The 25,553-nt window shown below is 48.7% G+C and carries 23 protein-coding genes; 17 read left to right on the top strand and 6 right to left on the bottom strand.

All coding sequences use genetic code 11. From position 1 onward, the window contains the following. Positions 1-33 precede the first annotated feature (33 nt). The 6 genes from AB6805_RS22675 (at position 34) to AB6805_RS22650 (ending at position 6,696) form a co-directional block, all read left to right on the top strand. On the top strand, positions 34-396 hold the full coding sequence (locus AB6805_RS22675; RefSeq protein ID WP_370911734.1) for a hypothetical protein: 363 nt from the start codon (positions 34-36) through the stop codon (positions 394-396). Positions 397-485: 89 nt separating this feature from the next. Next, positions 486-1,181 (top strand): ABC transporter ATP-binding protein, encoded by a 696-nt coding sequence (locus AB6805_RS22670; protein ID WP_370911733.1) that lies wholly within the window; start codon positions 486-488, stop codon positions 1,179-1,181. A gap of 53 nt (positions 1,182-1,234) precedes the next feature. Next, positions 1,235-3,505: a TonB-dependent siderophore receptor gene (locus AB6805_RS22665; protein WP_370911732.1), complete on the top strand. Its 2,271-nt coding sequence runs from the start codon at positions 1,235-1,237 to the stop codon at positions 3,503-3,505. A 4-nt stretch (positions 3,506-3,509) separates the two neighbouring features. Next, on the top strand, positions 3,510-4,952 hold the full coding sequence (locus AB6805_RS22660) for an ABC transporter permease (protein ID WP_370911731.1): 1,443 nt from the start codon (positions 3,510-3,512) through the stop codon (positions 4,950-4,952). A gap of 8 nt (positions 4,953-4,960) precedes the next feature. Next, positions 4,961-6,322 carry a DUF3526 domain-containing protein gene (locus AB6805_RS22655; RefSeq protein ID WP_370911730.1) on the top strand — a complete coding sequence of 454 codons (1,362 nt, stop codon included), beginning with the start codon at positions 4,961-4,963 and terminating at the stop codon, positions 6,320-6,322. A gap of 62 nt (positions 6,323-6,384) precedes the next feature. Then, the gene (locus tag AB6805_RS22650; protein WP_370911729.1) at positions 6,385-6,696 is read left to right on the top strand and encodes a hypothetical protein; all 312 of its coding nucleotides are present in this window, start codon (positions 6,385-6,387) and stop codon (positions 6,694-6,696) included. 6 nt (positions 6,697-6,702) lie between these two features. On the opposite strand, the gene AB6805_RS22645 is transcribed toward AB6805_RS22650, so the two are convergent. Both AB6805_RS22645 and AB6805_RS22640 read right to left on the bottom strand, forming a co-directional pair. Continuing rightward, entirely contained in the window at positions 6,703-7,212 is a 510-nt protein-coding gene (locus AB6805_RS22645; RefSeq protein ID WP_370911728.1) for a hypothetical protein, read from the bottom strand. A gap of 223 nt (positions 7,213-7,435) precedes the next feature. Beyond that, positions 7,436-9,295: a hypothetical protein gene (locus AB6805_RS22640; RefSeq protein WP_370911727.1), complete on the bottom strand. Its 1,860-nt coding sequence runs from the start codon at positions 9,293-9,295 to the stop codon at positions 7,436-7,438. A 178-nt stretch (positions 9,296-9,473) separates the two neighbouring features. Between AB6805_RS22640 and AB6805_RS22635 the strand changes: the two genes are divergently transcribed. Then, positions 9,474-10,262, top strand: coding sequence for a helix-turn-helix domain-containing protein (locus AB6805_RS22635; RefSeq protein WP_370911726.1), 789 nt, complete (start codon positions 9,474-9,476; stop codon positions 10,260-10,262). Between the two features lie 86 nt (positions 10,263-10,348). Then, positions 10,349-10,717 carry a cupin domain-containing protein gene (locus AB6805_RS22630; RefSeq protein WP_370911725.1) on the top strand — a complete coding sequence of 123 codons (369 nt, stop codon included), beginning with the start codon at positions 10,349-10,351 and terminating at the stop codon, positions 10,715-10,717. A 24-nt stretch (positions 10,718-10,741) separates the two neighbouring features. Here the strand turns inward: AB6805_RS22630 and AB6805_RS22625 are convergent, their stop codons facing one another. Then, complete coding sequence (locus AB6805_RS22625) at positions 10,742-11,269, bottom strand: DinB family protein (protein WP_370911724.1); 528 nt, start codon at positions 11,267-11,269, stop codon at positions 10,742-10,744. A 29-nt stretch (positions 11,270-11,298) separates the two neighbouring features. Next, positions 11,299-12,063 carry a DeoR/GlpR family DNA-binding transcription regulator gene (locus AB6805_RS22620; RefSeq protein ID WP_370911723.1) on the bottom strand — a complete coding sequence of 255 codons (765 nt, stop codon included), beginning with the start codon at positions 12,061-12,063 and terminating at the stop codon, positions 11,299-11,301. A 369-nt stretch (positions 12,064-12,432) separates the two neighbouring features. Here AB6805_RS22620 and AB6805_RS22615 point away from each other — a divergent pair, with 369 nt between their 5' ends. The 8 genes from AB6805_RS22615 to AB6805_RS22580 are packed head-to-tail and all read left to right on the top strand — an operon-like array spanning position 12,433 to position 24,191. Beyond that, positions 12,433-15,663 (top strand): SusC/RagA family TonB-linked outer membrane protein, encoded by a 3,231-nt coding sequence (locus AB6805_RS22615; RefSeq protein ID WP_370911722.1) that lies wholly within the window; start codon positions 12,433-12,435, stop codon positions 15,661-15,663. 7 nt (positions 15,664-15,670) lie between these two features. Further along, a complete protein-coding gene (locus AB6805_RS22610) occupies positions 15,671-17,410 on the top strand; it encodes a RagB/SusD family nutrient uptake outer membrane protein (RefSeq protein WP_370911721.1) in 1,740 nt (579 codons plus the stop codon). A 31-nt stretch (positions 17,411-17,441) separates the two neighbouring features. Next, positions 17,442-18,728, top strand: a complete 1,287-nt coding sequence (locus tag AB6805_RS22605) for an MFS transporter (protein ID WP_370911720.1) — start codon at positions 17,442-17,444, stop codon at positions 18,726-18,728. Positions 18,729-18,733: 5 nt separating this feature from the next. Next, positions 18,734-19,738, top strand: a complete 1,005-nt coding sequence (locus tag AB6805_RS22600; RefSeq protein ID WP_370911719.1) for a 2-hydroxyacid dehydrogenase — start codon at positions 18,734-18,736, stop codon at positions 19,736-19,738. After that, on the top strand, positions 19,735-21,180 hold the full coding sequence (locus AB6805_RS22595) for an FGGY-family carbohydrate kinase (RefSeq protein WP_370911718.1): 1,446 nt from the start codon (positions 19,735-19,737) through the stop codon (positions 21,178-21,180). Before AB6805_RS22600 ends, AB6805_RS22595 begins: the two co-directional genes overlap by 4 nt. 17 nt (positions 21,181-21,197) lie before the next feature. Continuing rightward, complete coding sequence (locus AB6805_RS22590; protein ID WP_370911717.1) at positions 21,198-22,655, top strand: FGGY-family carbohydrate kinase; 1,458 nt, start codon at positions 21,198-21,200, stop codon at positions 22,653-22,655. Next, complete coding sequence (locus AB6805_RS22585; RefSeq protein ID WP_370911716.1) at positions 22,648-23,244, top strand: histidine phosphatase family protein; 597 nt, start codon at positions 22,648-22,650, stop codon at positions 23,242-23,244. The genes AB6805_RS22590 and AB6805_RS22585 overlap by 8 nt, the downstream gene beginning before the upstream one ends. A gap of 2 nt (positions 23,245-23,246) precedes the next feature. Then, complete coding sequence (locus AB6805_RS22580; RefSeq protein WP_370911715.1) at positions 23,247-24,191, top strand: glycerophosphodiester phosphodiesterase family protein; 945 nt, start codon at positions 23,247-23,249, stop codon at positions 24,189-24,191. Between the two features lie 56 nt (positions 24,192-24,247). Here AB6805_RS22580 and AB6805_RS22575 read toward each other — a convergent pair whose 3' ends face one another. Together AB6805_RS22575 and AB6805_RS22570 are read right to left on the bottom strand one after the other, a co-directional pair. Next, positions 24,248-24,649, bottom strand: coding sequence for a tetratricopeptide repeat protein (locus AB6805_RS22575; protein WP_370911714.1), 402 nt, complete (start codon positions 24,647-24,649; stop codon positions 24,248-24,250). Between the two features lie 12 nt (positions 24,650-24,661). After that, entirely contained in the window at positions 24,662-24,844 is a 183-nt protein-coding gene (locus AB6805_RS22570; protein ID WP_370911713.1) for a DUF3606 domain-containing protein, read from the bottom strand. A gap of 229 nt (positions 24,845-25,073) precedes the next feature. Between AB6805_RS22570 and AB6805_RS22565 the strand changes: the two genes are divergently transcribed. Continuing rightward, on the top strand, positions 25,074-25,508 hold the full coding sequence (locus AB6805_RS22565; RefSeq protein ID WP_370911712.1) for a hypothetical protein: 435 nt from the start codon (positions 25,074-25,076) through the stop codon (positions 25,506-25,508). Positions 25,509-25,553 lie beyond the last annotated feature (45 nt).

The raw sequence follows: 25,553 nt of genomic DNA, 5'->3' as shown, positions 1-25,553 counted from the left end.
TTTTTACTGAAAATTGTAACTTCGTTGCATATTTTGAATAAGCAACAAAAATACCGCCTTCAGCTACTCTCCAGGATTGGAGCGGTATTCCTATTGCTTGTATTCCTGAGTGCCCCGCTGATAGAGGCTTTCCATCATCATCATTGCACGGCCGGAACGGAACTGATCCTGAAAAAACATACCCCTGCCGGCGATCAGCAATTCAAAACTGTTCATGTAAAGTGTAAGCTGTGCGATCTGATAAAACACCAGTCGCATCATTTTCTGCCCACACAACTACCTCACCTGGCATTCATTTCCCCGGTTAAAAAAACAACCGTTTCCCTTTTCCGCGTACAGGCCTATGCAGGCTATCTGCTTTCCTGTACAAATAAAGGACCTCCCGCTTTCTGTTAAATCATTTACTGCTACCGGATGTTACATCCGGTTCCTGATTTTTCACACCTGCTATACGGGAGGTGTATCGCTGCTTATATTCTTTTTTTATGCTTCAGGCAATATCTTTATCCAAACATTACCAGTCGCACGTTGCGCTGGACAATCTCAACCTGGAAGTTAAGCCAGGTGAAATTTTTTGTCTGCTTGGCCAGAACGGAGCCGGCAAAACCACTACCATCAACCTGTTCCTGGGCTTTACGGCGCCCACATCAGGGAAGGTAATGATCCACCAGCAGGAAGTGCGCCCCGGTGACGCTGAAACGCGCAAACACCTGGCGTATATCCCCGAAGTGGTAATGCTGTACGGCAGCTTAACCGCCACCGAAAACCTGGACTACTTCAGCCGGCTCGCCGGGTTTAAGTATGATAAAAACAGGCTCACCACCTTCCTCTCCGATTGCGGCTTACAACCCGAAGCGCATCATAAACATCTCTCAGGATTCAGTAAAGGCATGCGGCAAAAAGTAGGCATTGCCATCGCACTGGCAAAAAATGCAGACGTAATCCTGATGGATGAACCCACCAGCGGACTGGATCCCAAAGCCACCGATGAATTCACGGGGCTGGTCCGGGAACTCGGCAGGCAGGGCAAATCCGTGCTAATGGCCACGCATGATATATTCAACGCCGTTAACGTAGGCGCCCGCATTGGGATCATGCGCAAAGGTCAGCTGGTGCATACCTTAAATGCCGGCGATATCAATGCCCTCGATCTACAGGAACTATACTTACAAACCATCTAGTTACACACTTCATGAAATTTCTTTATTCTCAGCCAATGGCCAAAAACCTGTTTTTGGCAACAGGCTTTATATATTTATCAACGGCGGCAACGGCCCAAACAAAGGCCGGCGACACCACCCGGCTGCATGCGGTCACCGATTCCTCCAGGAAAAAGGTAGAACTGCAAACAGTGGAAATCACCGGTACCAACGCACAAAAATATTATGGCGACTACTCCTTCTCTGCCACCAAGATCGCCTCTCCCAACAAAGATATCCCGCAGGCTATTTCTTCGGTATCTAAAGAACTGATCTCCGACCGGCAGGCATTCACGCTGGCCGACGCCGTGAAAAATGTAACAGGCGTTTCCCAAAGCAGCTACTACAACCAGTTTGCCATACGCGGTATCAGCCAGAACGAAGAAGGCGCTATAATCAACGGCATGCGTACACGCCAGTACTTCTTCAATCAACCGCTGACCAATAACCTGGAACGCATTGAAGTGATTAAAGGACCGGCCAGCGCTACTTTCTCCAGCGTAGACCCCGGCGGCAGTATCAATATGGTGACTAAAAAACCACTCACGGAAAACAGGAAGCAGGTCAGCATCTCCACCGGCAGCTTCAGCACCATAAGGGCTGCCCTCGACTTCACCGGTCCATTGAATAAGGAAAAAACATTGCTGTACCGCCTGAATGTAGGATACGAAAACAGTAAGAGCTTCCGCGACCTGCAATACAAAAAGGCCTACCTTATTTCACCGTCCTTTTCCTATGTGCCCAATCAAAGTACCAGTTTGAATGCGGAGCTGGTGATGAACAACAGCAATTCCAGGCTGGATCGCGGGCAGGCAATATTCGGGGCTATCGCGGGGCAAACAAACCTCAACAGTACCCCCATCAATTTTAATATGGGCGCCAGCAACGATTACTTCAATACGCAGGACCTGATGCTGATGATCAGCGGCTCCCATGCCTTTACATCAAAAGTGGTTTTCAATGTGGCCTACATGAAGCAAACCTGGAATGAAGACCTGCTCGAACACCGCACCACCAATGCTTTTGGCGTGGATGAAAACAATGTCGCTATCCCCACCCTCGCTGCGATGCGCGCTGTACAACGGCAACAGAAATGGAATACAGATAACCTGAGCGCTTACTTCAGTATCAACGTCAGCACCGGCGCTGTGAATCATAAAATCGTAGCGGGATACGATCGTATTAACACACAGAAGTACCGTGGCGGCGGCGAAAATTCCGCCCAGGGCTACCGGCTGAAAGACGGGACCATTGCTACACGGTATGATCCGGCAAAGAAAGATGCCTATCTCTTTAAAACAATTAACGGCGTAAATGCACCGGTTCCTAATGTCGACTTCTTCAACCTCGCCAGTCCCGTTTATACACTTCGGAACCTGAGCGATTATATTTTCAACAAAACAGAGATCCCGCCTGCCTATTATCTCGTTAACGGCGTATACATCCAGGACCAGGTGAACTATCAAAAGCTCACCCTCACGCTAGGCCTGCGGCAGGAATGGTATGAAGATTTCAGCAACTATAAACTTCCCGGTGAAAAAAAGATCTCCCAGCAGCAACTGCTGCCCAGGATAGGCCTTACCTATGCTATCTCTCCGAATATTAATTTATACAGTACTTATCTCCGCGGTTACCAGCCACAGGGCAATACCTCCACGCTGGTAATTGTACCTCCGCCGGCAGGCGTCAACTATAAACCGCTGGAAAGCGATCTTAAAGAAATCGGGGCAAAATCTGAATGGCTGAATGATCTGCTGATGGTGAATATTTCCATTTTTGAAATCAACCAGAAGAATTTACTGATGAATGCCAACGATCCGGAAGATGTGAACCGGCTTATAGAACGCGGCGCACAACGTAGTCGCGGAATAGAACTTGAAGCTTCCGGGTTCATCATGCCCAACTGGCAATTTAATGCAGGCTATAGCTTCGTGGATGCCATCATCCTGCAAGACTTAAATCCTAAACTCATAGGTGAACGCGTACAAAACACGCCCAAACACAGCGGCAGCCTGTGGACCCGGTACGACCTGGACGATCACCCGCTGCTGAAAGGAATTGGCTTTGGCGCCGGCATTCAATACAGTGGTAACAAACTACCGTGGTATATCCGCGATTTCACACTGCCGGCGTATACATTACTGGATGCCGCTTTGTATTACAGTCCGGCCAAAACAAGGATACAACTGGCATTGAATGTGGGTAACCTCCTGAACAAAACCTATTGGATAGGCGCGCAGAATTATCTCCGCCTCTTCCCCGGATCTCCCAGAAACGTGATGTTCAACGCTACCTATAAATTCTGATTGTATGAGAACAATTTTTTTGATTGCAGGCAGCACCTGGAAAGCATCATTCAGGAATAAAGCCACGCTGGTCCTCACATTGATCCTCGGCCTGGCATTGTGCCTGGCCATGTACATCGGGTGGCAGAACTTCAACATCCAGAATGGCCAGCGGCTGAAATATAAACAAATCGTCCGCCAGCAATGGCTGGCCAAACCGGATAAGCACCCGCACCGGATGGCCCACTACGGCTATCTCGCGTTCCGTGATAAACATGAACTGAGCTTCTTTGATTTTGGCATTGAAAGCTTCGCGGGCGTATCCATTTTCCTGGAAGCGCACAAACAAAATACCGTCAACTTCAGCGAAGCCGGCTTCTCCAATGGCATGCTCCGTTTCGGGGAAATGAGTGTAGCCATGGTGTTACAACTGCTTGTTCCATTGCTGATCTTTTTCCTGGGATATAACAGTATTTCCGCGGAGCGCGAAAACGGTACTTTAAAAATACTGCTTTGCCAGGGGGTTAGCTGGCCTGCATTGCTAACGGGAAAAATTGCAGGGATTATTGCGGTCAGCTTTACACTTTTCATCCCGGTTATCCTGCTCACCATTTTCCTTTGGGCAATGCTAAGTCACTGGCAGGTAACGGCCGATGCAAGCATCCGTCTTTTATTACTGGTACTGGCTTACGCGGTATACTTTATCATCTGCGCCGGCATTGCCGTAGTGGTATCCGCGGTGCACAAAACATCGAGGGCTGCGCTTACTACGCTGCTGGCCTGTTGGGTGTTTTTCACTATTGTGATGCCGCGGATTACCCAGGCGATTGGCGTTAAAGTATATCCGTCTCCATCGAAAATTGAGTTTGCTGCTGCCGTGGAATCGGACCTGCACCAGCAAGGCGACAGCCATAACCCGGACGATCCGCACTATGCGAAGTTCAGGGCAGATGTTTTAAAACAGTATGGCGTAAGTGATGTGAAACAACTGCCCTTTAACTACGGTGGCTATGTGATGGCTGAAGGAGAAAGAATTTCCGCCGGCATCTATACCCGCCATCAGAAAGCGCTGACGAAAACATTTGAACAGCAGAACAGTTTCCAGGTGGCAGCCGGCTACCTGAACCCGTTCCTCGCTATAAAGAACCTTTCCATGGCGCTGACCGCCTCCGACTTCAACACCTTTGCTGACTTCCAGGATCAGGCAGAAGTTTACCGCTACGGGCTTGCCCAGCGTATGAACAAATTGCAGAAAGATAAAATCAGCAACACCACACCGGGTGAAAAAGATAAACCTTTAACCATCAGCCGGGCGCACTGGGCAGAGCAGGCCGATTTTAAGTATGTGTTTAAACCGGTTGACCAGGTAATGTCACATCACATCAGCACCATCATTTCCTTACTCTGCTGGCTGGCGGCCTTGTTGGGGTGCCTGCTGCTGTCAGCAAAATGGGTTAAAACTTTATAACAGCAACTATGAATCAGCGTATATATCATTTGGAATACAAGATCTTTTTCAGGAATAAAACGGTGTTGACAGGTATACTGATCCTTTTTATCAGCGGGTTGGCCGGGTTATATTTTGGAAAGAATTTTATAGACAGGCAGCAGGAAGTGATTGTCAAAGCCGAAAAACTACAGGCAGAAAATACCGCCAGGAATGTTAATTACTTTGGCAAAGAACTGGGATTGATGTTATATCACACCAAATTTTCGATGGCCAACATGCCACGCAACTGGGCGGCATTTTCCAATGGCCAGCGCGACATCAATCCTTATCTCATCGGGGTTACCACCCTGGGCCTGGAAGGACAGCTCTATGACACCGACCTGAACAATCCTTCCACGCTGTTGCTGGGCAATATGGATCTTGCTTTTGTATTTATCTTCATATTTCCCCTCATCATCATTGCATTCAGCTATAATTTACTTTCGGGAGAACAGGAGTCCGGCATTTGGGGGCTGCTGCGTTCCCAATCGGCTGTTCCTTTAAAAATACTATGGCGGAAGTTCCTGGTGAGGATGAGTACCGTTTACCTGACGGCACTGGTATTAATAGCTGCGGCGATTGTTTACCTCCGGCTCGCAGCTGATCTCCGTTTGCTGGCGGTAATCGTGGTATTAAGCCTGTACCTGTTGTTCTGGTTTGCCCTCTCCTTTTGGGTCATCTCACGGGGAAAGTCCTCCAGCGTTAATGCGGTGACGCTCATTTCATGCTGGGTGGTGCTGAACATCCTCGCACCTGCTTTGGTAAATGTTTGGCTTACCCGGAAATATCCTGTTCCTGAAGCGTTGGAAACCGTGGTGATGCAACGGGAAGGATACCACGAAAAATGGGATATGGATAAGCGCGTAGCCCTCACCTCATTTTACCGGCATTATCCACAGTTTAAAAAATATCCGTTCCCGGAAGAACTGGCGTTCAGCTGGTATTGGTATTTCGCCATGCAGCAAAACGGCGATGACCAGGCCGCACCGGGCGCCAGGGCCATGAAACAAAAGCTGGCACAAAGGAACGATTTTACAAATACAGTGGCGTTTATTCTTCCTGGTATTCAAACCCAGCTTACGCTTAATGGAATCGCCGGATCCGATCTTCAGCAGCACCTGGATTTCCAGCAGGCTATCAGGAATTATCATGAACAGCTGCGCCTGTATTTTTATCCGGCCATTTTCCAGGACCAACCGGTTAAAAGTATTGATTGGAGCCAGTTTAAGTTAAAGCGCTATGATGAAAACGGTACCGGCGCCATCTGGCAAAGTGTGCTTTCACTGGCAGTGCTCATTTCGCTGCTGTCAGGTGCAGCAATATATAATTTCAGAAAGAAGGTCTATTGAAGCTGGGTTCATGCGCCGGATATCTTTTCCTGGTGTGCGGGTAAGGTAGTATCTTTAACACTATGGCAAAAGAAAAAAACAAACCGGTACCGGTGAGATTCGATTTAAAGCTGCTGGAATTGCTGAAGGAAGAAGAGAAGATAGATACACCCCAGCAAGCATTAAACTTCCTGTCGAAGTTCTGGGAAAATAACCGGCCCGCAACCACTGATTTTGCAAATGATTTCAAAACGCTGACACCGGTAGCGCCGGTTGTAAAGAAAGAAAAAACAGATAAGGAAGACGCTTCCTCCCACCCTTCCGGGTTGTCGGGAATCGACCTCCTTATCTGGAAGGCCGAGCAACGGGAGAAAAATAACGACCCCGAGATTTAATTCCGGCTAGTACCGTTTCTTCGGTTTAGGTATTACCGTATTGTTCGAAGGCGAGGCCAGGAAAACACCATTGACTTTTTTGTCGGTGGTTTCCGTTAGCTCGGCGTCATAAGTGATTTTGCCACGTTTTATTTCATAGAACTTCGACGGAACATAATACATTGAATCGGCAGCGGGATAAACCTTTGTGACATCACTGCCGCCGAATTCGAGGTCACCATCGCGGTCCCAGTCCTTCACATCCGAGCTCACTGCGCTCAACAGCGAATCTGCCAGGGAGTGGTCGATATTAAACACATACAGCCTGTTCTTGTTCGGGCTGCCGTTTACCTCCAGGAAGAGAAAAACGGATTTACCGTTTTCCACCAGGCGGTTGCGTTTACTTTTGTAGTTGATAATATCTTCATGAAGCACAAAAGCTTTATTGCCGTTCACAAAAATAGTTCCTTTGTACACCGTGATCAGCTGCTGCTGACTGCTGGTAAAATGTAGTTCATTGGCGGGTTTCTGAGCCATAGCTGGCAAATAAACGACGAGTAACAGGCATAGTTTGAATAAATGGCGCATCGTAATGTTTTATACTGAAAATTAATAATAATTATTTAGTAGCCCTAAAATAGTGTGATAAAAAACGATGTCTCACTTTTTTACGCTGCAATCAACTGCCTTTCCCGCCTGTCCGGAATAGAGCCGGGATTTCAACGCCGCTGCATACGGGCGTTGAAATCCCGCTACCTGCTTATAGCTCCGTCCAGGTAGTACCTCCGTCTGCGTTTCTCCAGCAAAGATGACCGGTTGTTATACTCCAGTCGTTATATATAATGGTTCCTTTGGGTTTCACTTCTGTTGGCACCACTGCTGCATAAGATAAATCATGATCTATGCCCGCTGCCTCCAGACCGGTATAGGCTGTTACCTGTTTAAAGTCAAGTGTGGCCACGGAAAATGATCTTATTCTCAGATTTGCCGTTCCGGATGTTAATATTACTCTTACAAACGCTACATTGTCTGCCACATTAAAGCTGGTTGGGTATTCAACATCTGAGTTATTCAGGTAACACCCTCCAAACTGTCCTGTATTAACTATTGTCAAATGTGGTGAAAAGAGGTTGGCGCCGATTACAGGCGCCAATATATTGCCTGCACTGTCGTAGCAAACCACCGATACCCTTCCTCCGAAGCCGGTATCCACATTCTTTCTTACAATAAACTTTTTCGCAGACGATGTATTGATAAAAACACCTATGCCGGTGTTCCCGGATATCTCCACGTAACTGCTGGTTACCCCTGCAATGAGCCTTGATGGTAACACAGCGCTGCTGGCTTTATCGGCGCAGTGCAATCCCCTGAAAAAGTAACTGGTAGCGTTATACCTGTTGATATGCAGGGGCAGGAAAAGTGATTGCCAGCAATTGCTGTTATTGACAGCGTCGTTATAATAGTTCGGATAGTTAGCCACCCGGTTGTTACGGGCCTTACTTCCATCCTCTATCTGGATAGCGGCATTGTTTACCTCATTGGCAGATAAGTCGGTGTATCCGATATAAACACTGTTCTGTACACTATCCTCGCCAGTGATCTTCAGGGAGCACTTCCCACTGTTCTCGTTTCTTGCATCCCATATCCGGTTATTAATTCCCCGGTTGATTAGTACGGCACGACATTCCGTAACGGTTGGATCAGTTATGTATGATGCGCTCAACTCAAAACTGGGCTTGTAAAATACATTGTTGTTGGGAATATGCGCTGTTGTTCCCGACATGCCAATCCTGACACCATATCTTGCTCTGTTCGCCAGGTCGCTTAGTGAGTTTACGGCAAACCGGCCGCCGGTAAAAACATTTTCATTACAAAACCCAATTGTTCCTGATGCCTGCAGGTCCAGCTGTATCTTGCCATCTTTCAACGTGCCGATCCCCACCCGGTTGTAGGCGCATTGCACACTACCTATGAGCTGCGCGTTAATGGTAAAGGAACTTACAAATTCCAGGTTTAATCTTGATGATAAAAGGTTAATAAGCTTTACGCCAATACAGCTTTCATTCGTCCAGCCCGATATGGTTTCTTTCACGATCCGGATGCTGAGTTTTACGGATGCATTACTTGCACCGTCACTTCCTATTACCATGCCTGGCAGTGAATCAGTGGGGTCAACAAAACTCACCGGTGCCTCCATTTCCACATTCACGCCTGCGGCGATATTCAGGGTAGCGCTACAGGTATACCGGTCGCCCCTGGGGAAATACAATGTAGGCTTATTCCCATAATAGCTGGTACCCGGATCAGGCGAAGTGACGGAGTACGCATTTGCTACCTTCACCGCATCCTTCAGTGCATTGGTTGAATCAACAGCAGGATTTCCTGAAGCGCCAAACCACAGGACATTTATGATATTGCCATCAATATTCCTGATCCATCTGCCTGGACTGCCCGTCACCTCAAATATAGTACCCAGGTTGGCAGTTAAAGAAGAAGTACTATCCCAATAAAATATCCCTCCTCCTCCATCGGCCGGTTCAAGATATCCTAACAGATGGCTAAGTTCCCCATTCGTTGTGCCGGCAGTTGCCTTCAATTCATTTACATTTTGAAACGTCATTGCTAATTTATTTGTGGGTTTTCAATAAAGAAATTGTCTTTATAAAAATCCACTTCCCATACGCATTGTAAATGCGTATAAAAATATTTACCACCAGAAGCTTTTCAAAAAAGAAATACGCAGATTCCTATTACCGTTTAAAACCCTATCTTCGGTAACACAACCACCCAAACGCAGGATGATTGAAATAAAAAACCTGGACCATAGCCCGCTCCCCGACAAGCCACGGCGCATCATGAAGTATGTATTGGTGTACTGCACATCAGGAAAGCTCCATGTACAGGTAGATCATACCGCATTTGACCTGAATCCGGGCGACGTTATCACTATCACCTCCGGACAGATACACCACATTCAGCCGCTTCAAAATGCCAAAGGATTTATACTGGAATTTACACTGGACTTTTTCTGTAAAGATGATAAGGATATTGAACTGATTTTTCACAACGGGCTTTTCTGCCACTTCGCCATGAATGAAGTAATTCCCGTGGATAAAGAGATCGTCGAAACACAACTCGCCCTCATCCGGGAAGAATTACAGGAGCAGCCTTACCAATACCTCATTTCTGTACATAGCCGCGTAGCGCTGATACTGGTATCTATCAACCGGGCAAAGGTGAAACGTGGCGATGAAATCTGGAAACCGGAAGCCCTCTTCCTGAGATTCCTGGAAGCTGTAAGGGATAACTTTGAGCATAACTATCCCCTCGCGCAATTTGCCAAACTGCTTGGCACTACCGAAGCAAAGCTCAATGAACTCGCGAAACTACATGCCGGCAAAACAGCCCAAAACGTGATTTATGGCCTCGTTACCTCTGAGGCAAAACGGCTGCTTACCTATGGCGACCTGTCCGTAAAAGAAGTCGCTTATAAACTCGGCTTCAACGATCCCTTCTATTTTTCCAACTTCTTCAAAAAACAAACGGAAATCTCCCCCAAACTGTATAAAGAGCAGTTCTCCCTTTGAATATTACATGCTTTTTGCAGGATTCTCTATTCCCTGGCCCCCTTATAAACCGGACCTTTGTACCAGGTTAACAATTAAACAAGATCATGAATACAGACATCCATCACTACATCACTAAAAGCAATCAGGCTGAATGGCAGCCGCTCGTGGAAAAAAATGTTCACTACAAAGGAATATTCGTGAAGTCGCTCCGGTACGACGAAGCCGCGGGGCGCTCTAAAACCATCCTGCTCAAATTTGAGCCCGGTGCGCATTATCCTTATCATAACCATCCCGGTGGTGAAGAGATCTTTGTGCTCAGTGGCGATGCGGTGCTGGAACACGCAACACTGCTGGCAGGCGACTACCTGTATACACCACCAGGCTTCCGGCACTCCGTTACCAGCAAAACCGGCTGCGTCCTGTTCTTTGTGATCCCTGAGGAAGTGGAACTCCTTCCCGGTTCAGGCGAATGATAGCTGTTTCGTTCCCCGTTCGTTTTATCCGGGGAACAGCTGTTCATCAATCCGCTTTTTCTGCCGGAGGTGATGCCTCATATGCATCTCTGCAAACTGAAGCCATTCCATTGAACTAAAAAAAAGCAAACCCGGATGTTCGGTTTTTCCGCCTGCCGGTGAGGGATTTTCAGCGTACAGGGTATTCACCTGCTGTTGTACACGCAACAGGCCCTGTAACAGCTCCTCTTTGCTTTGTGGTTGTCTTGAATAAGGGTTATTGGAAGGGTTTTCGACCAACATATCCGGGAAATCGTTCTTTGCAAATATGGCTTTGGCATGTTTATGCATGGCTTTATCATGGTTGGCATTGTCCGCCAGTGCAGCTTTCATCTGCTCATAAAAAAAGGTGGTATCGGCAATAATGTGCAGGTACACCTGTCCCAGCGACCAGGCGTCCTCCCGGGGTTTGCGGCAAAGCATCTCTAACGTATAGTCATTGAGGTAAGTAATCCATATTTCAATGGTTTCATTGAAATGCCGGAGTAAAGTAGTGGTGTGATTTGTTTCCATACGGATTGATATGTAGTGGTGTTAACAAGTTATTCTGCTATAATTACTTTCACGCCGTGCTCCTTCAGCGTTTTCACGGTGTCTGCGGATACCAGGTTATCGGTGATAATATAATCCACCTGTTCAAGGCTGCAGATGCGGCCTATGCCGCGGCGGTTAAATTTGGAGCTGTCGGCCATGATGACCACGGTTTGCGCCAGGTTAATCATTTTCATATTGAGGCTGGCTTCGGCCAGGTTGGTAATAGAAAGACCAAATTCCATGTCAATCCCATCTACCCCGATAAATAATACCCCGCAGGAAATATCATCCAGCAGCCGTTCTGCAAAGGAACCCGCTGCCGAAGATGAGGTTTGATGAATGAGGCCGCCAATCTGCAGCACATCTACAAAGGGGCGGTTACATAGCTCCAGCGCCACTTTCAGCGCAGGCGTAATTACCGTGATATGCTTCGACGGGTGCAGGTAACGGGTCAGTTCAAAGGCGGTGGTGCCGGAGCCAATAATGATGGAATCATTCATCCCGATAAGCGCTTCCGCTGCTTTGGCTATCTTTTTCTTCTCTTCTGTTTTGATAAACTCTTTCTCGTTGATCGGCCGCTCCACCGTATAAGGATTCTGCGTTGATCCGCCTCCTTTGGTACGGTATAATAACTTTTTCTCTTCCAGGAGTTTGAGATCTTTCCGGATTGTTACCCCTGATACCTGCAAGGCATCACTCAGTTCCTGGATATCCACTTTCCCGTTTTCCTGCAATTTCTGCAGGATGAGCTGATGTCTGTCTGTAATATTCATGGAAAGTTGAATTTCTTCTTTATGTTTAAATTCCTTTCATCAAATATAAAATTATTAATCAAGACTCTACTGTCCTTTTCTATAAAACAGCCACCATTATAGCTATAACTCTCTATCAGCCAGGAAATCATCCCGTTTCCCTACACTTAAAAAATATTTAAAAAGATTAAATAGTTTACTTACATTTACTTTAATTTAATTAAATTTTGTTTAATTTTAAAGGTAACATCGATTGCGCAACCGTATGTTCCACGTTACTGAATTCCACCATTAGTCCGGAAAAAGCCAGGCGAATCAACGTGTAACGGACATCAACAAACAATTTCATGTTATAGAAAAAAGGGTCAACCAAAACAAAACAATCCAGTTATGAATCACTTAAGCTGCACAGCTATGTACAAAATGTACATGCTCTGTTTCCTGCTGCTTGCATGGCCGTGTGCATTATCCGGCCAAACGTCCCGGAAAGTACAGGGGCAGGTTACCAACGACAAAGGAGAAATACTGATTGGTGTGAATGTAAGAGTGAAAGGCAGTACTACCGGCGTTACCACCAACACAGAAGGGCGCTACCAGCTGGCCGTACCCGGCAACGAATCTATTCTCCAGTTCTCTTTTGTGGGTTACACCCCGCAGGAACTCCCCGTTGGCAACCGCAACACCATCGACCTCCAGCTCACTTCCTCCGCCAAACAATTGCAGGACCTGGTAGTAGTAGGTTATGGAACACAAAAGAAAGTAAACCTCACCGGCGCGGTAGACCAGGTAGGCAGCGAGGTATTTCAAAACCGGCCGCTCACCAGCGTCACCCGTGGTTTACAGGGCGTAATTCCCAACCTCAATATCCGTATGACCGATGGTAAACCTACCCGCAGCGCTACCTATAATGTACGCGGCACCACCTCCATCGGCGCCGGCGGCAGCGCCCTCATACTCATCGATGGCGTACCGGGAGAACCCTCTCTCCTCAACCCCAACGATATAGAAAGCGTCACCGTGCTCAAAGATGCAGCTGCTGCGGCTATATACGGTTCCCGCGGATCGTTTGGTGTTATCCTTATCACCACCAAAAGCCCGGCGAAAGATAAAACCACCCTCAACTACGCCGGCAGCTACTCTGTTAACGAACGCACCATCAAACCCAAAATGGTAACTAACGGTTACGAATGGGCCAAAAACTTCGACGACGCATTTACCTCGTGGAACGACTATGCCTCGCACCCGCAAAAAGCAAACTCCGTGTTCCCTTTCTCGTTAGATTACCTCGATGAACTGAAACGCAGAAACGACGATCCCTCACTGCCCAAAACAGATATCAATCCCACTACCGGCGAATATGTTTACTACGGCAACACCGACTGGCTGAAAGAACTCTATGCAGATAACAATCCATCTATGGAACATAATCTCAGTCTTTCCGGCAGCAGCAAAAACGTGAGCTACTATCTCTCCGGCCGATACATGGCACAGGATGGGATCTTCCGTTACAACCCGGACAACTTCAAAACCTATAACCTCCGGGCACGCGGCTCCGTACAGGCGTTACCGTGGCTTAAAGTGGAAAATGATCTCAACTTCACACAAACAAATTATTTCTACCCGATATTAAACCATCCCAGTAACACACCCGTGTGGAGAAGAATTTCCGATGAAGCCTTCCCCATCGCCATGCTCCGCAACCCGGATGGCACACTCACCGAAAACGCTTCCATCGTATTCGGCAGCTTTATCTCCGGTAATAACCAGTCAGAACTGAGTCGCGCGCAGATCCGTAACACCTCCCGTTTTACCGCTACCTTCTTTAAAAATAAAGTACATGTAAACGGCGATCTCACCTTCTGGCGACTCAACGATGTGGAAACGCGTATATACACCCCCGTGCCCTACAGCAAAAAACCAGGCGTAACACTGGAACGCGGCGAAAGTAAGATCAACGAAAACGACGATAAAACAAACTATCTCGCCGCCAATGTCTATGCCGACTATGAACATACCTACCGCAAACATTACTTCAAGGTAATGGCCGGCTATAACTATGAAAACTCCCTGCTGAAAAGCAGGTACATCCAGCGGGATGGCATCATCAACAATGAACTGCCCGACTTCTCCCTTACCAACGGGCTCAACTTCACCATGAGAGGCGGCGGTAACGAATGGCGCACACTCGGCGGGTTCTTCCGCATCAACTATAACTTCGATGAACGCTACCTCCTGGAAGTAAACGGCCGGTACGACGGCACCTCTAAATTCCCGCAAACGCAGCAATGGGGCTTCTTCCCATCTGCTTCCGCAGGATGGAGGATTTCCAAGGAAAAGTTCTGGAACATCCCTTATAAAGTGGTATCCGACATGAAGCTGCGGGCATCATATGGTACCCTCGGCAATGGCAATATCGCTCCTTATAAGTTCCTCGAAACCATGAGCGTAACGCAAATGGCCCGTATCCTGAATGGTATCCGGCCCGACTATACGCAGCAACCCAATGTAATCCCGAACGGACTCACCTGGGAAAAGGCCACCACGCTGAATGTTGGTACTGATCTCGCATTGCTCAACAACCGGCTCACGCTCACGGCCGACTGGTACACCCGCAAAACGAAAGATATGTTCACCGACGGATTGCCGCTCCCCGGCGTATTCGGCGCCACCGAACCTAAAGGCAACTATGCCGACCTGGAAACAAAAGGCTGGGAAATATCTATCGGGTGGAGGAATAAAACCAATGGCAGCAAACCATTCAGCTACGATGCCCGGCTGGTACTGTCTGATAATAAAAGTGTGATCATCCGCTTCAATAATCCACTCGGCCTTATCAACACCTACTATGAAGGCATGCAGATCGGTGATATCTGGGGATTTGTAAACGATGGTTACTTTAAAGATCAAAATGAAATAGATACCCGTGGCATCGACCAGAGCTTTATCCGCGTATCCGCCGCCAACAAAATATTACCGGGCGATATTAAATTTAAAGATCTTAACAACGATAAAAAGATCAATGAAGGCGCAGGCTCACTCGCTGATCCGGGCGATAAAACGGTTATCGGCAACAGCTCCCCGCGTTATATGTATGGCTTCACCGGCAACATGGAATGGAATAATATCTTCTTCTCCTTTTTCCTGCAGGGTATTGGTAAAAGAGACTTCTGGCCGGGAGCCGACAACTCCCTGTTCTGGGGCGCTTACAACCGCCCTTACAGCTGGCAGCCGGTAGATGTAGTGAACAACGTATGGTCGGAAGAAAAGCCCGACGCCTACTTCCCGCGCATGCGTGGCTATACCGCGCTGAACTCCCGCGCCGAACTACAGGTAACACAATCCAAATATTTACAAAATGCAGCTTACCTGCGGCTCAAAAATATTACACTGGGATACAACCTTCCCGCATCAATGGTGAACAAAGCCGGCATCGCCAACGCGCGCATTTACGTAACCGGCCAAAACCTGTGGACGTGGAGCCCGATGTATAAGTACGTGAAAACAATGGACCCGGAAGTTATTGAAGGCTCAGATCCTGAGCTGAACGATGGCTCCGGAAACGGGATGAGTTATCCTATGCTGAAAACCTACACTATAGGGATCAATGTAACATTCAAATAAAATGATCATGAAAAATATTCTCTTCCTGGTTGCCGGATTGATGATCATGAGTGCATGTAACCGTGATCTGAACCTGAAACCATTTGATAAGCTGTCGCCTGAAAATGCTTTTAATACCGAAAAGGACCTGCAGTTATACGCCAACTCCTTTTACCTGGATTTGCCCGATGGCAGTGATATTGTAAGGGGAGATGCCCTGAGCGATTACCTGGTGGGCAGAACCCTGTCCAACTACATCTACGGCGCCTTTGGCCCCACCGAAGCCACTGGCTGGAGCTGGAGCGCACTGCGCAAGATCAACTACTTCCTGGAACATGCCGGCAACGCAAAAATTACAGACGAAGCCAAAGAACATTACATAGGTCTCGCCCGCTTTTTCCGCGCCTGGTTTTATTTCAACAAAGTAAAACAATTCGGCGATGTGCCCTGGTACGATAAAAGCCTCGCTGCGGATGACCCGGACCTTTACAAAGGCCGCGATCCACGCACGCTTGTAATGGACAACGTGCTCGCCGATCTCGACTATGCGTGTAGCCATATCCGTAATACCAAAGATAACGGCGCATCACAGGTAACAAGATGGGTAGCCCTCGCATTTAAATCAAGGGTATGCCTTTTTGAAGGCACCATCCGCAAATATCATCCGAAACTGAAGCTTGCCGGCACGGCGAACGACTGGCTCGACAAAGCCATTGACGCCGCCAACCAGGTGATCAAAGGAAACCAGTATAAACTGCTGACCACCGGCGCCACCGATCAAAATTACCGCAACCTGTTTATCAATGAAACACCCAACAGCACAGAAGTACTGCTGGCGGCCGTTAATAATAAAAGTCTACGGGTATTCAACGATGCCAACTGGTACTGGACCAGCGCCACTTACGGCGGCCGGTACAGCTTCATCAAAACTTTTATCAACACCTATTTAAATACGGATGGTACGCCTTTCACCGCCCAAGCGGATTATAATAAGATCCCTTTCGCCCAGGAAGTAAAGAACCGCGACCTCCGCCTGAAACAAAGCATCCGCATGGGTAACTACTCCCGCGATGGTGTGGTAACGCCGCCCGACTTTACGTATACCTATACGGGTTATATGCCTATCAAACTGGCCGTGGATGCGAAAGCGACTGATGGCGTGGCAGAAAACTTCAATTCCCTGCCGCTGATCCGGTATGCAGAAGTATTGCTGAACTATGCGGAAGCAAAAGCAGAGCGTGGCAACTTTACCGCGGAAGACTGGAACCTCACCATTGCCCCCCTGCGGCAGCGTGCAGGCATCACCGTTACCACGCCGCCGGTTACAGCAGATCCATATCTTCAGCAACATTATTTTCCTGGTACAAATGATCCGGTACTGCTGGAAATACGCCGGGAGAGAGGCATTGAGCTGGCATTGGAAGGATTTCGCTACGACGATCTGAAGCGCTGGCATCTCGGCAACCTGCTCACCATGCCCTATGATGGCATGTATGTACCCTCCCTCAACACACTGATGGATCTGAATGAAGATGGGAAAATGGATGTTTGTTTTGTAGAGAAAATCCCGGCGACCAAAGTACCGGGCGTATATTATTTCCTGATAGACAAAGTACAGTTCAAGCTCAGCAACGGTACCAACGGCAATCTGCAGCTGTTTGATAACCTGGTGCGCAAATACGAAGACCGCAAATACTTCTATCCCATTCCATACAACGAAATCATCTTAAACGGCAACTTAATCCAGGACCCGGAGTGGGCAAATTAAATAAACCGAAAAACCTTAAACAAGCAACCGTATGTTATCAGGTAACAATTCCACAGTAAACAAAACATTTTTCGAAAAGGCCGGACTACCTCGGCAGCTGCTCTTTGGCTACATCGGTATCATGATATTCATGATGGGGGATGGTATTGAACAGGGATGGCTAAGCCCATACCTGGTATCACATGGTATGTCGGTGCAGCAGTCGGCCACCCTGTTTACCGCCTATGGCATCACCATCGCCATCTCCGCCTGGTTTTCCGGCGTACTGGCAGAAGGCTACGGCGTAAAGCGCACCATGTCCACGGGTTTGATCCTCTACATTCTCGGCACCATCGGGTTCGTCGGATACGGCATGCCGGAACTGAACTACCCGCTGATGTTGCTCTTTTATGCATTGCGTGGATTTGGCTATCCTTTGTTTGCCTACTCCTTCCTGGTATGGATCGCATACAGCAGTCCGCGGCAGCAACTAGGCCGTGCTGTAGGCTGGTTCTGGTTTGTATTCACCGGCGGGCTTAATGTGCTCGGCGCGTACTATTCCAGTTGGGCCATTACCCGCTTCGGGCACCTCAATACTTTATGGACCTCTGTTTTCTGGGCGCTGCTGGGCGCATTGTTTGCACTGGTACTGAATAAAGGAAGTATTAAGAAAGAAACTGCCGGCGGCTCGCAGGTAAAAGAACTGATCAAGGGGCTTACCATTGTGAAAGAAGAACCGAAGGTATTATTGGGCGGCATAGTACGCATTATTAATACCACGGCGCAATTTGCCTTCCCGGTATTCCTGCCGATGTATATGGCGAAACATGGTTACGAAACCACGCAATGGCTGCAGATCTGGGGAACTATCTTCACCGCCAATATCATCTTCAACCTCATCTTTGGCTTTGTGGGCGACCGCATGGGCTGGCGTAATACCATCATGTGGTTCGGCGGCGTAGGATGCGCGGCCACTACCCTGCTGTTTTATTACGCACCACAGATATGGGAAGGCAATTTCTGGATGGTAATGACAGCCGGCATCCTTTGGGGCGCCTGCCTGGCGGGCTACGTACCCCTGTCGGCGTTAGTACCTTCCCTCGTGAAAAAAGATAAAGGCGCGGCAATGGCCATTCTGAACCTGGGCGCCGGCTTGCCCGTTTTTGTGGGCCCTGCAATTGTAGGATTATTTATCGGCAGCGCAGGCGATGCAGGCGTTATCTGGATCCTGGCAGCCCTTTACCTGGTAAGCGCCGTCATCACCCGGTTTATCACCCTGCCAGACAATGCAAAAACATCTCATCATTACAGCAATACAACGGAAACCATACAATTATAATACACATGAAAATCTTAATCACTGCCCCTTATCATGAGCAGGGGCTGGAAACATTGCAGCGGCAGTTCGGAGAAATTATTTACCGGTCGTGGAAGCCTCATGGAAGGGCATACAATGAAGACGAGCTGCTGGCCATACTTTCAGACACGCAGGCCGAAGCGCTGATAACAGAGCACGATCATGTTACTGCAAAAGTAATAGCCGCCAATCCCCAGCTGCAGTTTATCGGCGTATGCCGCGGCACACCGTCCAACGTGGCAGTGAGCAAAGCCACTGAAATGGGAATTCCGGTATTCTTCACACCTGCCCGTAATGCGCAGGCCGTAGCAGAACTGTTTATTTCCAATGTGATCATGCTGTTGCGTAATACCATCCCCGGCATCAACTGGCTGAAAGGCCGCAACTGGCAGGCAGGTGCGCACGACTCCTACCTGCACTTCAAAGGCAATGAGCTGGCAGGCAAAACTATTGGCATGGTTGGCTTTGGCGCTATCGGCCAGCTGATTGCAAAGCTGGTAAAAGAATATCCCTGCCCCATCCAGTTTTTTGATCCGTATGTAGCTGAATATAACAGCGATTACCGGAAAACAAGCCTGGAAGATTTGTTTACCTCCAGCGATATCGTATCTATCCACCTGCCGGTTACCGCAGAAACGAAAGGGATGATCAACGGCCGGCTCCTGAAAATGATGAAAAAAGACGCCATATTTATCAATACAGCCAGGGCTTCCGTCGTGCAACGGGAAGACCTGCTTGAAGTACTGGAAAAAAAATCGATCCGGGGGGCTATCTTAGATGTTTTCGATCATGAACCACCAGACGAACTGGATTACAGGATCATTGACCTTCCACAGGTAATTGCCACCCCGCACATTGCGGGCGCCACCTTTGAAGTGGAAGATCACCACGTTGAAATTATGAACAGGGCCTTGCTGCAATGGTATGCACATGCCAACAGGCACATAGCCGAATTAGCCAACAAAGACATACTTAAAGTTCATTTCCAATGACAACACAGGACACCTACATCATTGTGGACATAGGCACCGGAAACGTAAGGGTAGCAGCAACTTCCCCGCAGGGACAGGTATTAAGCGTTGCCCGGGAAGATATACATTACATCAAAGATCCGTTGTACCCGGATGCCCTGTATTTTGAACCCATGCAACTGTGGCTTCAGGTAAAGCGTTTAGCCGTGCAGGTACTCTCCGGTATTCCCGGCACGGTGGTAAAAGCCATTACGGCTACCAGTCAGCGCGAAGGTATTGTGCTGCTGTCCCCCACCGGCGAATCGCTGACCGGGTTACCCAATATCGACCACCGTGGCCGGGAATGGGAAAACATCATTACCGATAAAAGCAGGGTGTACCAGCTGACCGGGCGTTATCCTACCTCCCTGTTCTCCGCCCTGAAACTGGTGGGCATCCGCGAGCGCAGGCCGGAACTGTGGCAGCAATGCAGCACGTTCCTCAGCATCAGCAACTGGATAGAATTTATGCTCAGCGGTGTAGCGCGGTATGAACATTCACAGGCATCAGAAACGTTGCTGTATGATGTATCGCAAAAACAATGGTCGGCTGAGTTGTGCAAAGTTTTTGCACTGGATGCGGCGTTGCTGCCACCGCTCGCAGACTCCGCCACCATACTGGGAAATATCCTTCCCGGAGTAGCACAGGAACTGGGTCTGCCTGCCGCCGTGAAAATAGTAGCCGGTGGCGGCGATACACAACTTGCCATCAAAAGCACGCGCCCGGCGGTAGATGACGTGGTGATTGTTTCAGGCACTACCACTCCTATTGTGAAGATAACGGGCACGTATACACTGGATACGGAAGAAAGAACCTGGACAAGCCGTGATATAGAACCGGGACGCTTTGTATTTGAAGCCAATGCCGGTGTAACCGGGCTAAACTACCAGCGGCTGAAAGAAATTTTTTATCCTAATGAGGATTATGAAGTGATTGAAAAAGAGCTGGAAGAAAACACCCATACGTTTTGCATGGCCTCCCTGGGATCACTGCTGGCTGATGAAGAAGTGTCCCTTACCCGCGGTGGCTTTATTTTTCCCGCGCCGGTATCGCACCTGCTCACCCGCGGCTCTTTTGTATGGGCTACCATCCTGGACATTGCCTGCTCCATCGTTAAAAACTACCGGATACTGGCTGCTACTGCCGGTCATGATCCCGATTATATCTGGGCCTGTGGCGGCGGACTGCAAAGCCGGGTGCTGCGGCAGCTCATCGCCAATCTCACGGGGAAAAAAGTACAGATCAGGAAAGAATACCAGCAATCATCCGCCGTTGGCGGTGCGTTGATCTGCAATGAAGCGTTGCAGGTAAATGCAGTAATGGAGGATGCTACCGAAGTAATCCATCCTGTTGATACTGCCTATTACAGCACCCTGTATGCAGAATGGGAAAAGACCCGGCATTACTTCCGGGGCATGAACTAACTACTTAAAATTTGATTATGGCAACAGCTTGTTTCATAGGCATCGACGTAGGTACACAAGGCGCGAGGGTGGTATTAATGGATGCCGCCGGCAACCTGCTGGGTAGCCGGGAGGAACATTTCCCGCTGCATGAAAAGATGCGGGAGGAGCAGTCGCCCACCGGCTGGTGGGACGCCTGCCTTGCGTGTTTGCATCAACTCCTGCGGGATGCCTCCGTGCAACCGTACCGGCCACTTATCAGGGCTATAGCCGTTACTTCTACGTCCGGCACCATCGTACCCGTTGACCGCCGGCACCAGCCACTGCATAACGCCCTGATGTACAGCGACGGCAGGCAGGTGGAGGCCGGGAAGCTTTGCCGGGAGGCCGCTCTCCGGTACCACCCGCATGGCTATACGTCGTTTAATACTTCCAGTGGACTATCGAAAATGTGCTGGTTTGTACAACAATATCCGGAGGCAGCCCAACAACTTTATAAGTTCATTCATGCGGCCGACTATATCACCGGGCAGCTCAGCGGCCGCTTTGATATAACTGACGCTACCAACGCACTGAAATCGGGATATGATATACTGGCGCAGGAGTGGCCTTCCTATCTCTGGGAGCACCTGCCGCTGCAACAATCGTGGCTGCCCGCAGTGGTACCGGCGGGTACCCCGTTGGGAAAGATACAACCCGGTGTGGCAGCCCTCCTCCACCTGCCGGAAGACGTGACCATTGTAGCTGGCATGACAGATGGCTGTGCCTCACAGATTGCGGCGGGCGCCGTTTGCCCGGGCGACTGGAACACCACCATTGGTACCACCCTGGTGGTGAAAGGAGTAACTACCCGGTATATCGATGATCCTTCCGGTGCATTGTATTGTCACCGGCACCCGGAGGGGTACTGGATGCCGGGCGGCGCCAGCAATACCGGGGCGGACTGGGTATCTCAAAAATTCCCCGGTGACCTTGCGTTGCTGAACGAGCAGGCGTTGCGGATCATACCCACCGGCCACCTCTCCTGGCCGCTGCTGCAACATGGAGAAAGGTTTCCGTTTGTGGCGCCGCAGGCACGCGGGTTTGAAGCCGCGGGGCTTTCTGCCATTGAAAGCTATGCCGCCGGCATGGAAGGTGTAGCTTATATAGAGCGCTACGCCTACCAGATGATCCGGCAGTTAAGCGGTGAAGCGGTGGAAAAGATCTATACCGCAGGCGGCGCCAGCAACAGCCGCGCATGGCTCACCATCCGCAGCAATGTGCTCAACCTGCCCATCATTAAAATGAAACATGTAAGCGGCGCTGCCGGTGCGGCTATCCTGGCGGCGTCCAAAACATGGTACCACACGGTTATGGAGGCAACAGCTGCAATGACCCAGGTAGCGGAAGAGATACTGCCTTCGCCATCTCCCGTAAAAGCCTACGATGCCAGCTACCTGAAATTTATACAACTGCTGAAAGAAAAAGGATACATTTCAACTTATGAACATGCTTAATATTTACCTGTTAAGACACGGACAAACCGCCTGGAACGCCGATAATAACCGCTACTGCGGCAGGTCCGACATTGCCCTCACGGCAAAAGGAATCGGGCAGGCAGAAGCCGTGCGGGAACAACTGAAAGGCATTACTTTCACCGGCGTATATTCTTCCCCGTTAGAGCGTGCATACCAGACTGCGCGCATCGCCGGTGGGATGGACGTTATTAAAGATAACCGTCTTATTGAAGCTGATTTTGGTAACTGGGAAAAGAAAACAAAGGAAGAATTTATTGCCGAAGATCCACAGCTGTGGCATAACTGGATGGACGACCCAGGTCAGCACCGCGCCGGCGGCACCGGCGAAACCGGCAGCGAAATCGTTGCCCGTGTCGATAATTTTTTCCGTGACCTGCTACAGCAACATGACCATGGAAACATTCTTGTAGCAGCGCATAATGGCGTAAACCGCCTGTACCTGGCCTATAAGCTGGGCATGCCGCTAAAAAATTACCGGATGCTGGTGCAGGACAACGCCTCTGTTACAGTATTTAACCTGTCGGCCCACGAACCCTTTACATTACAACACCTCAATGCAAAATTCTGAACATGATAAAAGTTATTGCCAGCACCTTACTGCTGACAGGCGCGTATCTTACCTGCCAGCTTAACACAAAAGCTCAATCACCTGAACTGAATGTGCTGAACATCCGCAACAGCCAGGATCTGCAGGCATTCTTTAAGTATACCGGGAAAGATATTCCCTTTATCAGCGGGCATCGTGGCGGTGTAAACAAAGGCTTCCCGGAAAACAGTATCGAAGCCTTTGAAAATACCCTGCGGCATACGCCCGCCACTTTTGAAATTGATCCCCGGCTTACAAAAGACAGCGCCATTGTACTCATGCACGATGCAACACTGGACCGCACCACCACCGGCAAAGGAAAAATTTCCGATTATACACTGGCGGAACTTAAACAGTTGCAGCTAAAAGATGTGGAAGGAAATATCACCAATTTCCGCATTCCCACCCTGCAGGAGGCGATTGTGTGGAGCAAGGGGAAAACAGTGCTCATCCTGGATAAAAAAGATGTTCCTTTTGAGATGACAGCAAAGATCATTAAAGACAATCATGCCGAAGGAAACGTAATGGTAACGGTACATACCGCTGAAGAAGCCCGCTGGTACCACAGCCGCAATAAGGATATTGTATTCGAAGCATTTGTAAAAACACAGCAGGCGTTGGAAGAATACGAGGCAGCTAAAATTCCGTGGTCGCATATCATGGCGTACGTAGGTCCGGATAACAAACCGGCGCTGAAGGAACTTTACCAGCAATTAAATAAGCGTGGTGTGATGTGTATGATATCCACGGCGCCCACCTACGACAAGCTTCCTTCTACCGCTGAACGCAGTGCCGCTTACCAGGCGATTATCCGCGATGGCGCCAGTCTAATTGAAGCCGACCGCTCCATAGAAGCCGCAGCGGCCATCCTGCCATTGGTTCCTGCCCATAGCGCCAAGAAGAAATTCTTCGGTAAAAAAAGTATTTAAAATACGAAAGCGTCTTACAGCATAATACTGTAAGACGCTTGTTTTATACGGCAAACTTATGGGGTCTTCATCCGTTTTAAAACGATTGCCTTTCTTCGCTTCCACCCGGTAATCACCGGGTCTTCATTTGTCGGTTTCCCTTTGGCATCTATTTGTCCCAGGCTTTTTGCCAGTGCCTGGCTCAGCTTCGCCGCCTTCCGGTGCGCTTTCATCCAGGTGGTCCTGGTTTGATGCACATTATCTTCCAAAGATTTGATTCCTTTATTAATTGTTTCCAGTTCTTTTTTATACGCTTTCTGCTTCCGGTAAATGATCATTAACCGGTTATAGGCAGCAATCGTCAGCGGATCATTGGAAAGCGCTTCGTTATACAAGCCGATAGCGCCCGGCAGGTCGTCTTTCGCCTCCAGTTGCCTGGCCTGTTCCAACAAGCTCTTATGGGAAATTTTATCCGCCATGCAACGGGGTTATTAATGACCATTCAGGTATTTGATCACATCGCTTCTCATTGGCCCCGCTTTTTTGATGGCGTCTTTAATTTCCTGGTGGGTTTTAGACGGAAACTGCTGATGCAGGTATTCCACTTCAGAAGGGTCCTGGCTATCTACCCGGATATCATCCTGCTTGCCAACGTTTTTTTTATCGTCTGCCATAACAATGAAATTTAGGTGAAGATGTAAATGCTTTTCCTTCTCAGTTGCCGCAAATTATATGCCCTGACCGATAACAGGTATGGGATAGAAAAACGGTGCGGAATTGCAGAAACTGCTCCCCAAAATGTAGCGGCCATACATCGTAAAACCGGTTTCAAAGAAGGCTGCAGCTTGTTCCCATTAATAGGATTGCTATTTGATAAAAGGCTGCTATACAAACCAGGTTTTTATGAAAGCGATCGCTGCAGGCCTATTTGGTACTTTATTAATGACAGGCGCCTTATATCTTCTCACCGCCATTACCGGTAAAAATTATAAAGTGGTGGGGGTGCTTGCTACTATGGTTACTAATCATACAACACCGGATAAGGGTTTAACCCGGAAGCCGGCAGACCTCTTAACCGGCATCATACTGCATTACCTCATAGGTGTGTTTTTCGCCATTATTTACTTTTACCTGTGGCAGGCGGGCGTCGGACATCCTACGTTGTTCTGGAGTATTGTGTTTGGGTTACTGAACGGTATTTTCGCGATGGGATTCTGGTTTACTTTTATCCGTCTCCACCCGCGGCCACCAGCCATTCCGGTCATGTCGTATGTGATGGCGGTTGGCCTGTCGCATGTATTATTTAGTATAGGCGTGCTCATTGTTTATACGTTATAACTTAGGCATGGAAAAGTATTTGAAGTACTTTTCCATGCTAATCTT

The organism is Chitinophaga sp. RCC_12 (genome assembly GCF_041360695.1).
GTDB lineage: Bacteria > Bacteroidota > Bacteroidia > Chitinophagales > Chitinophagaceae > Chitinophaga.
Note: the sequence above shows the minus strand (reverse complement) of the source record. Positions and strands in the feature narration are given on the sequence as shown.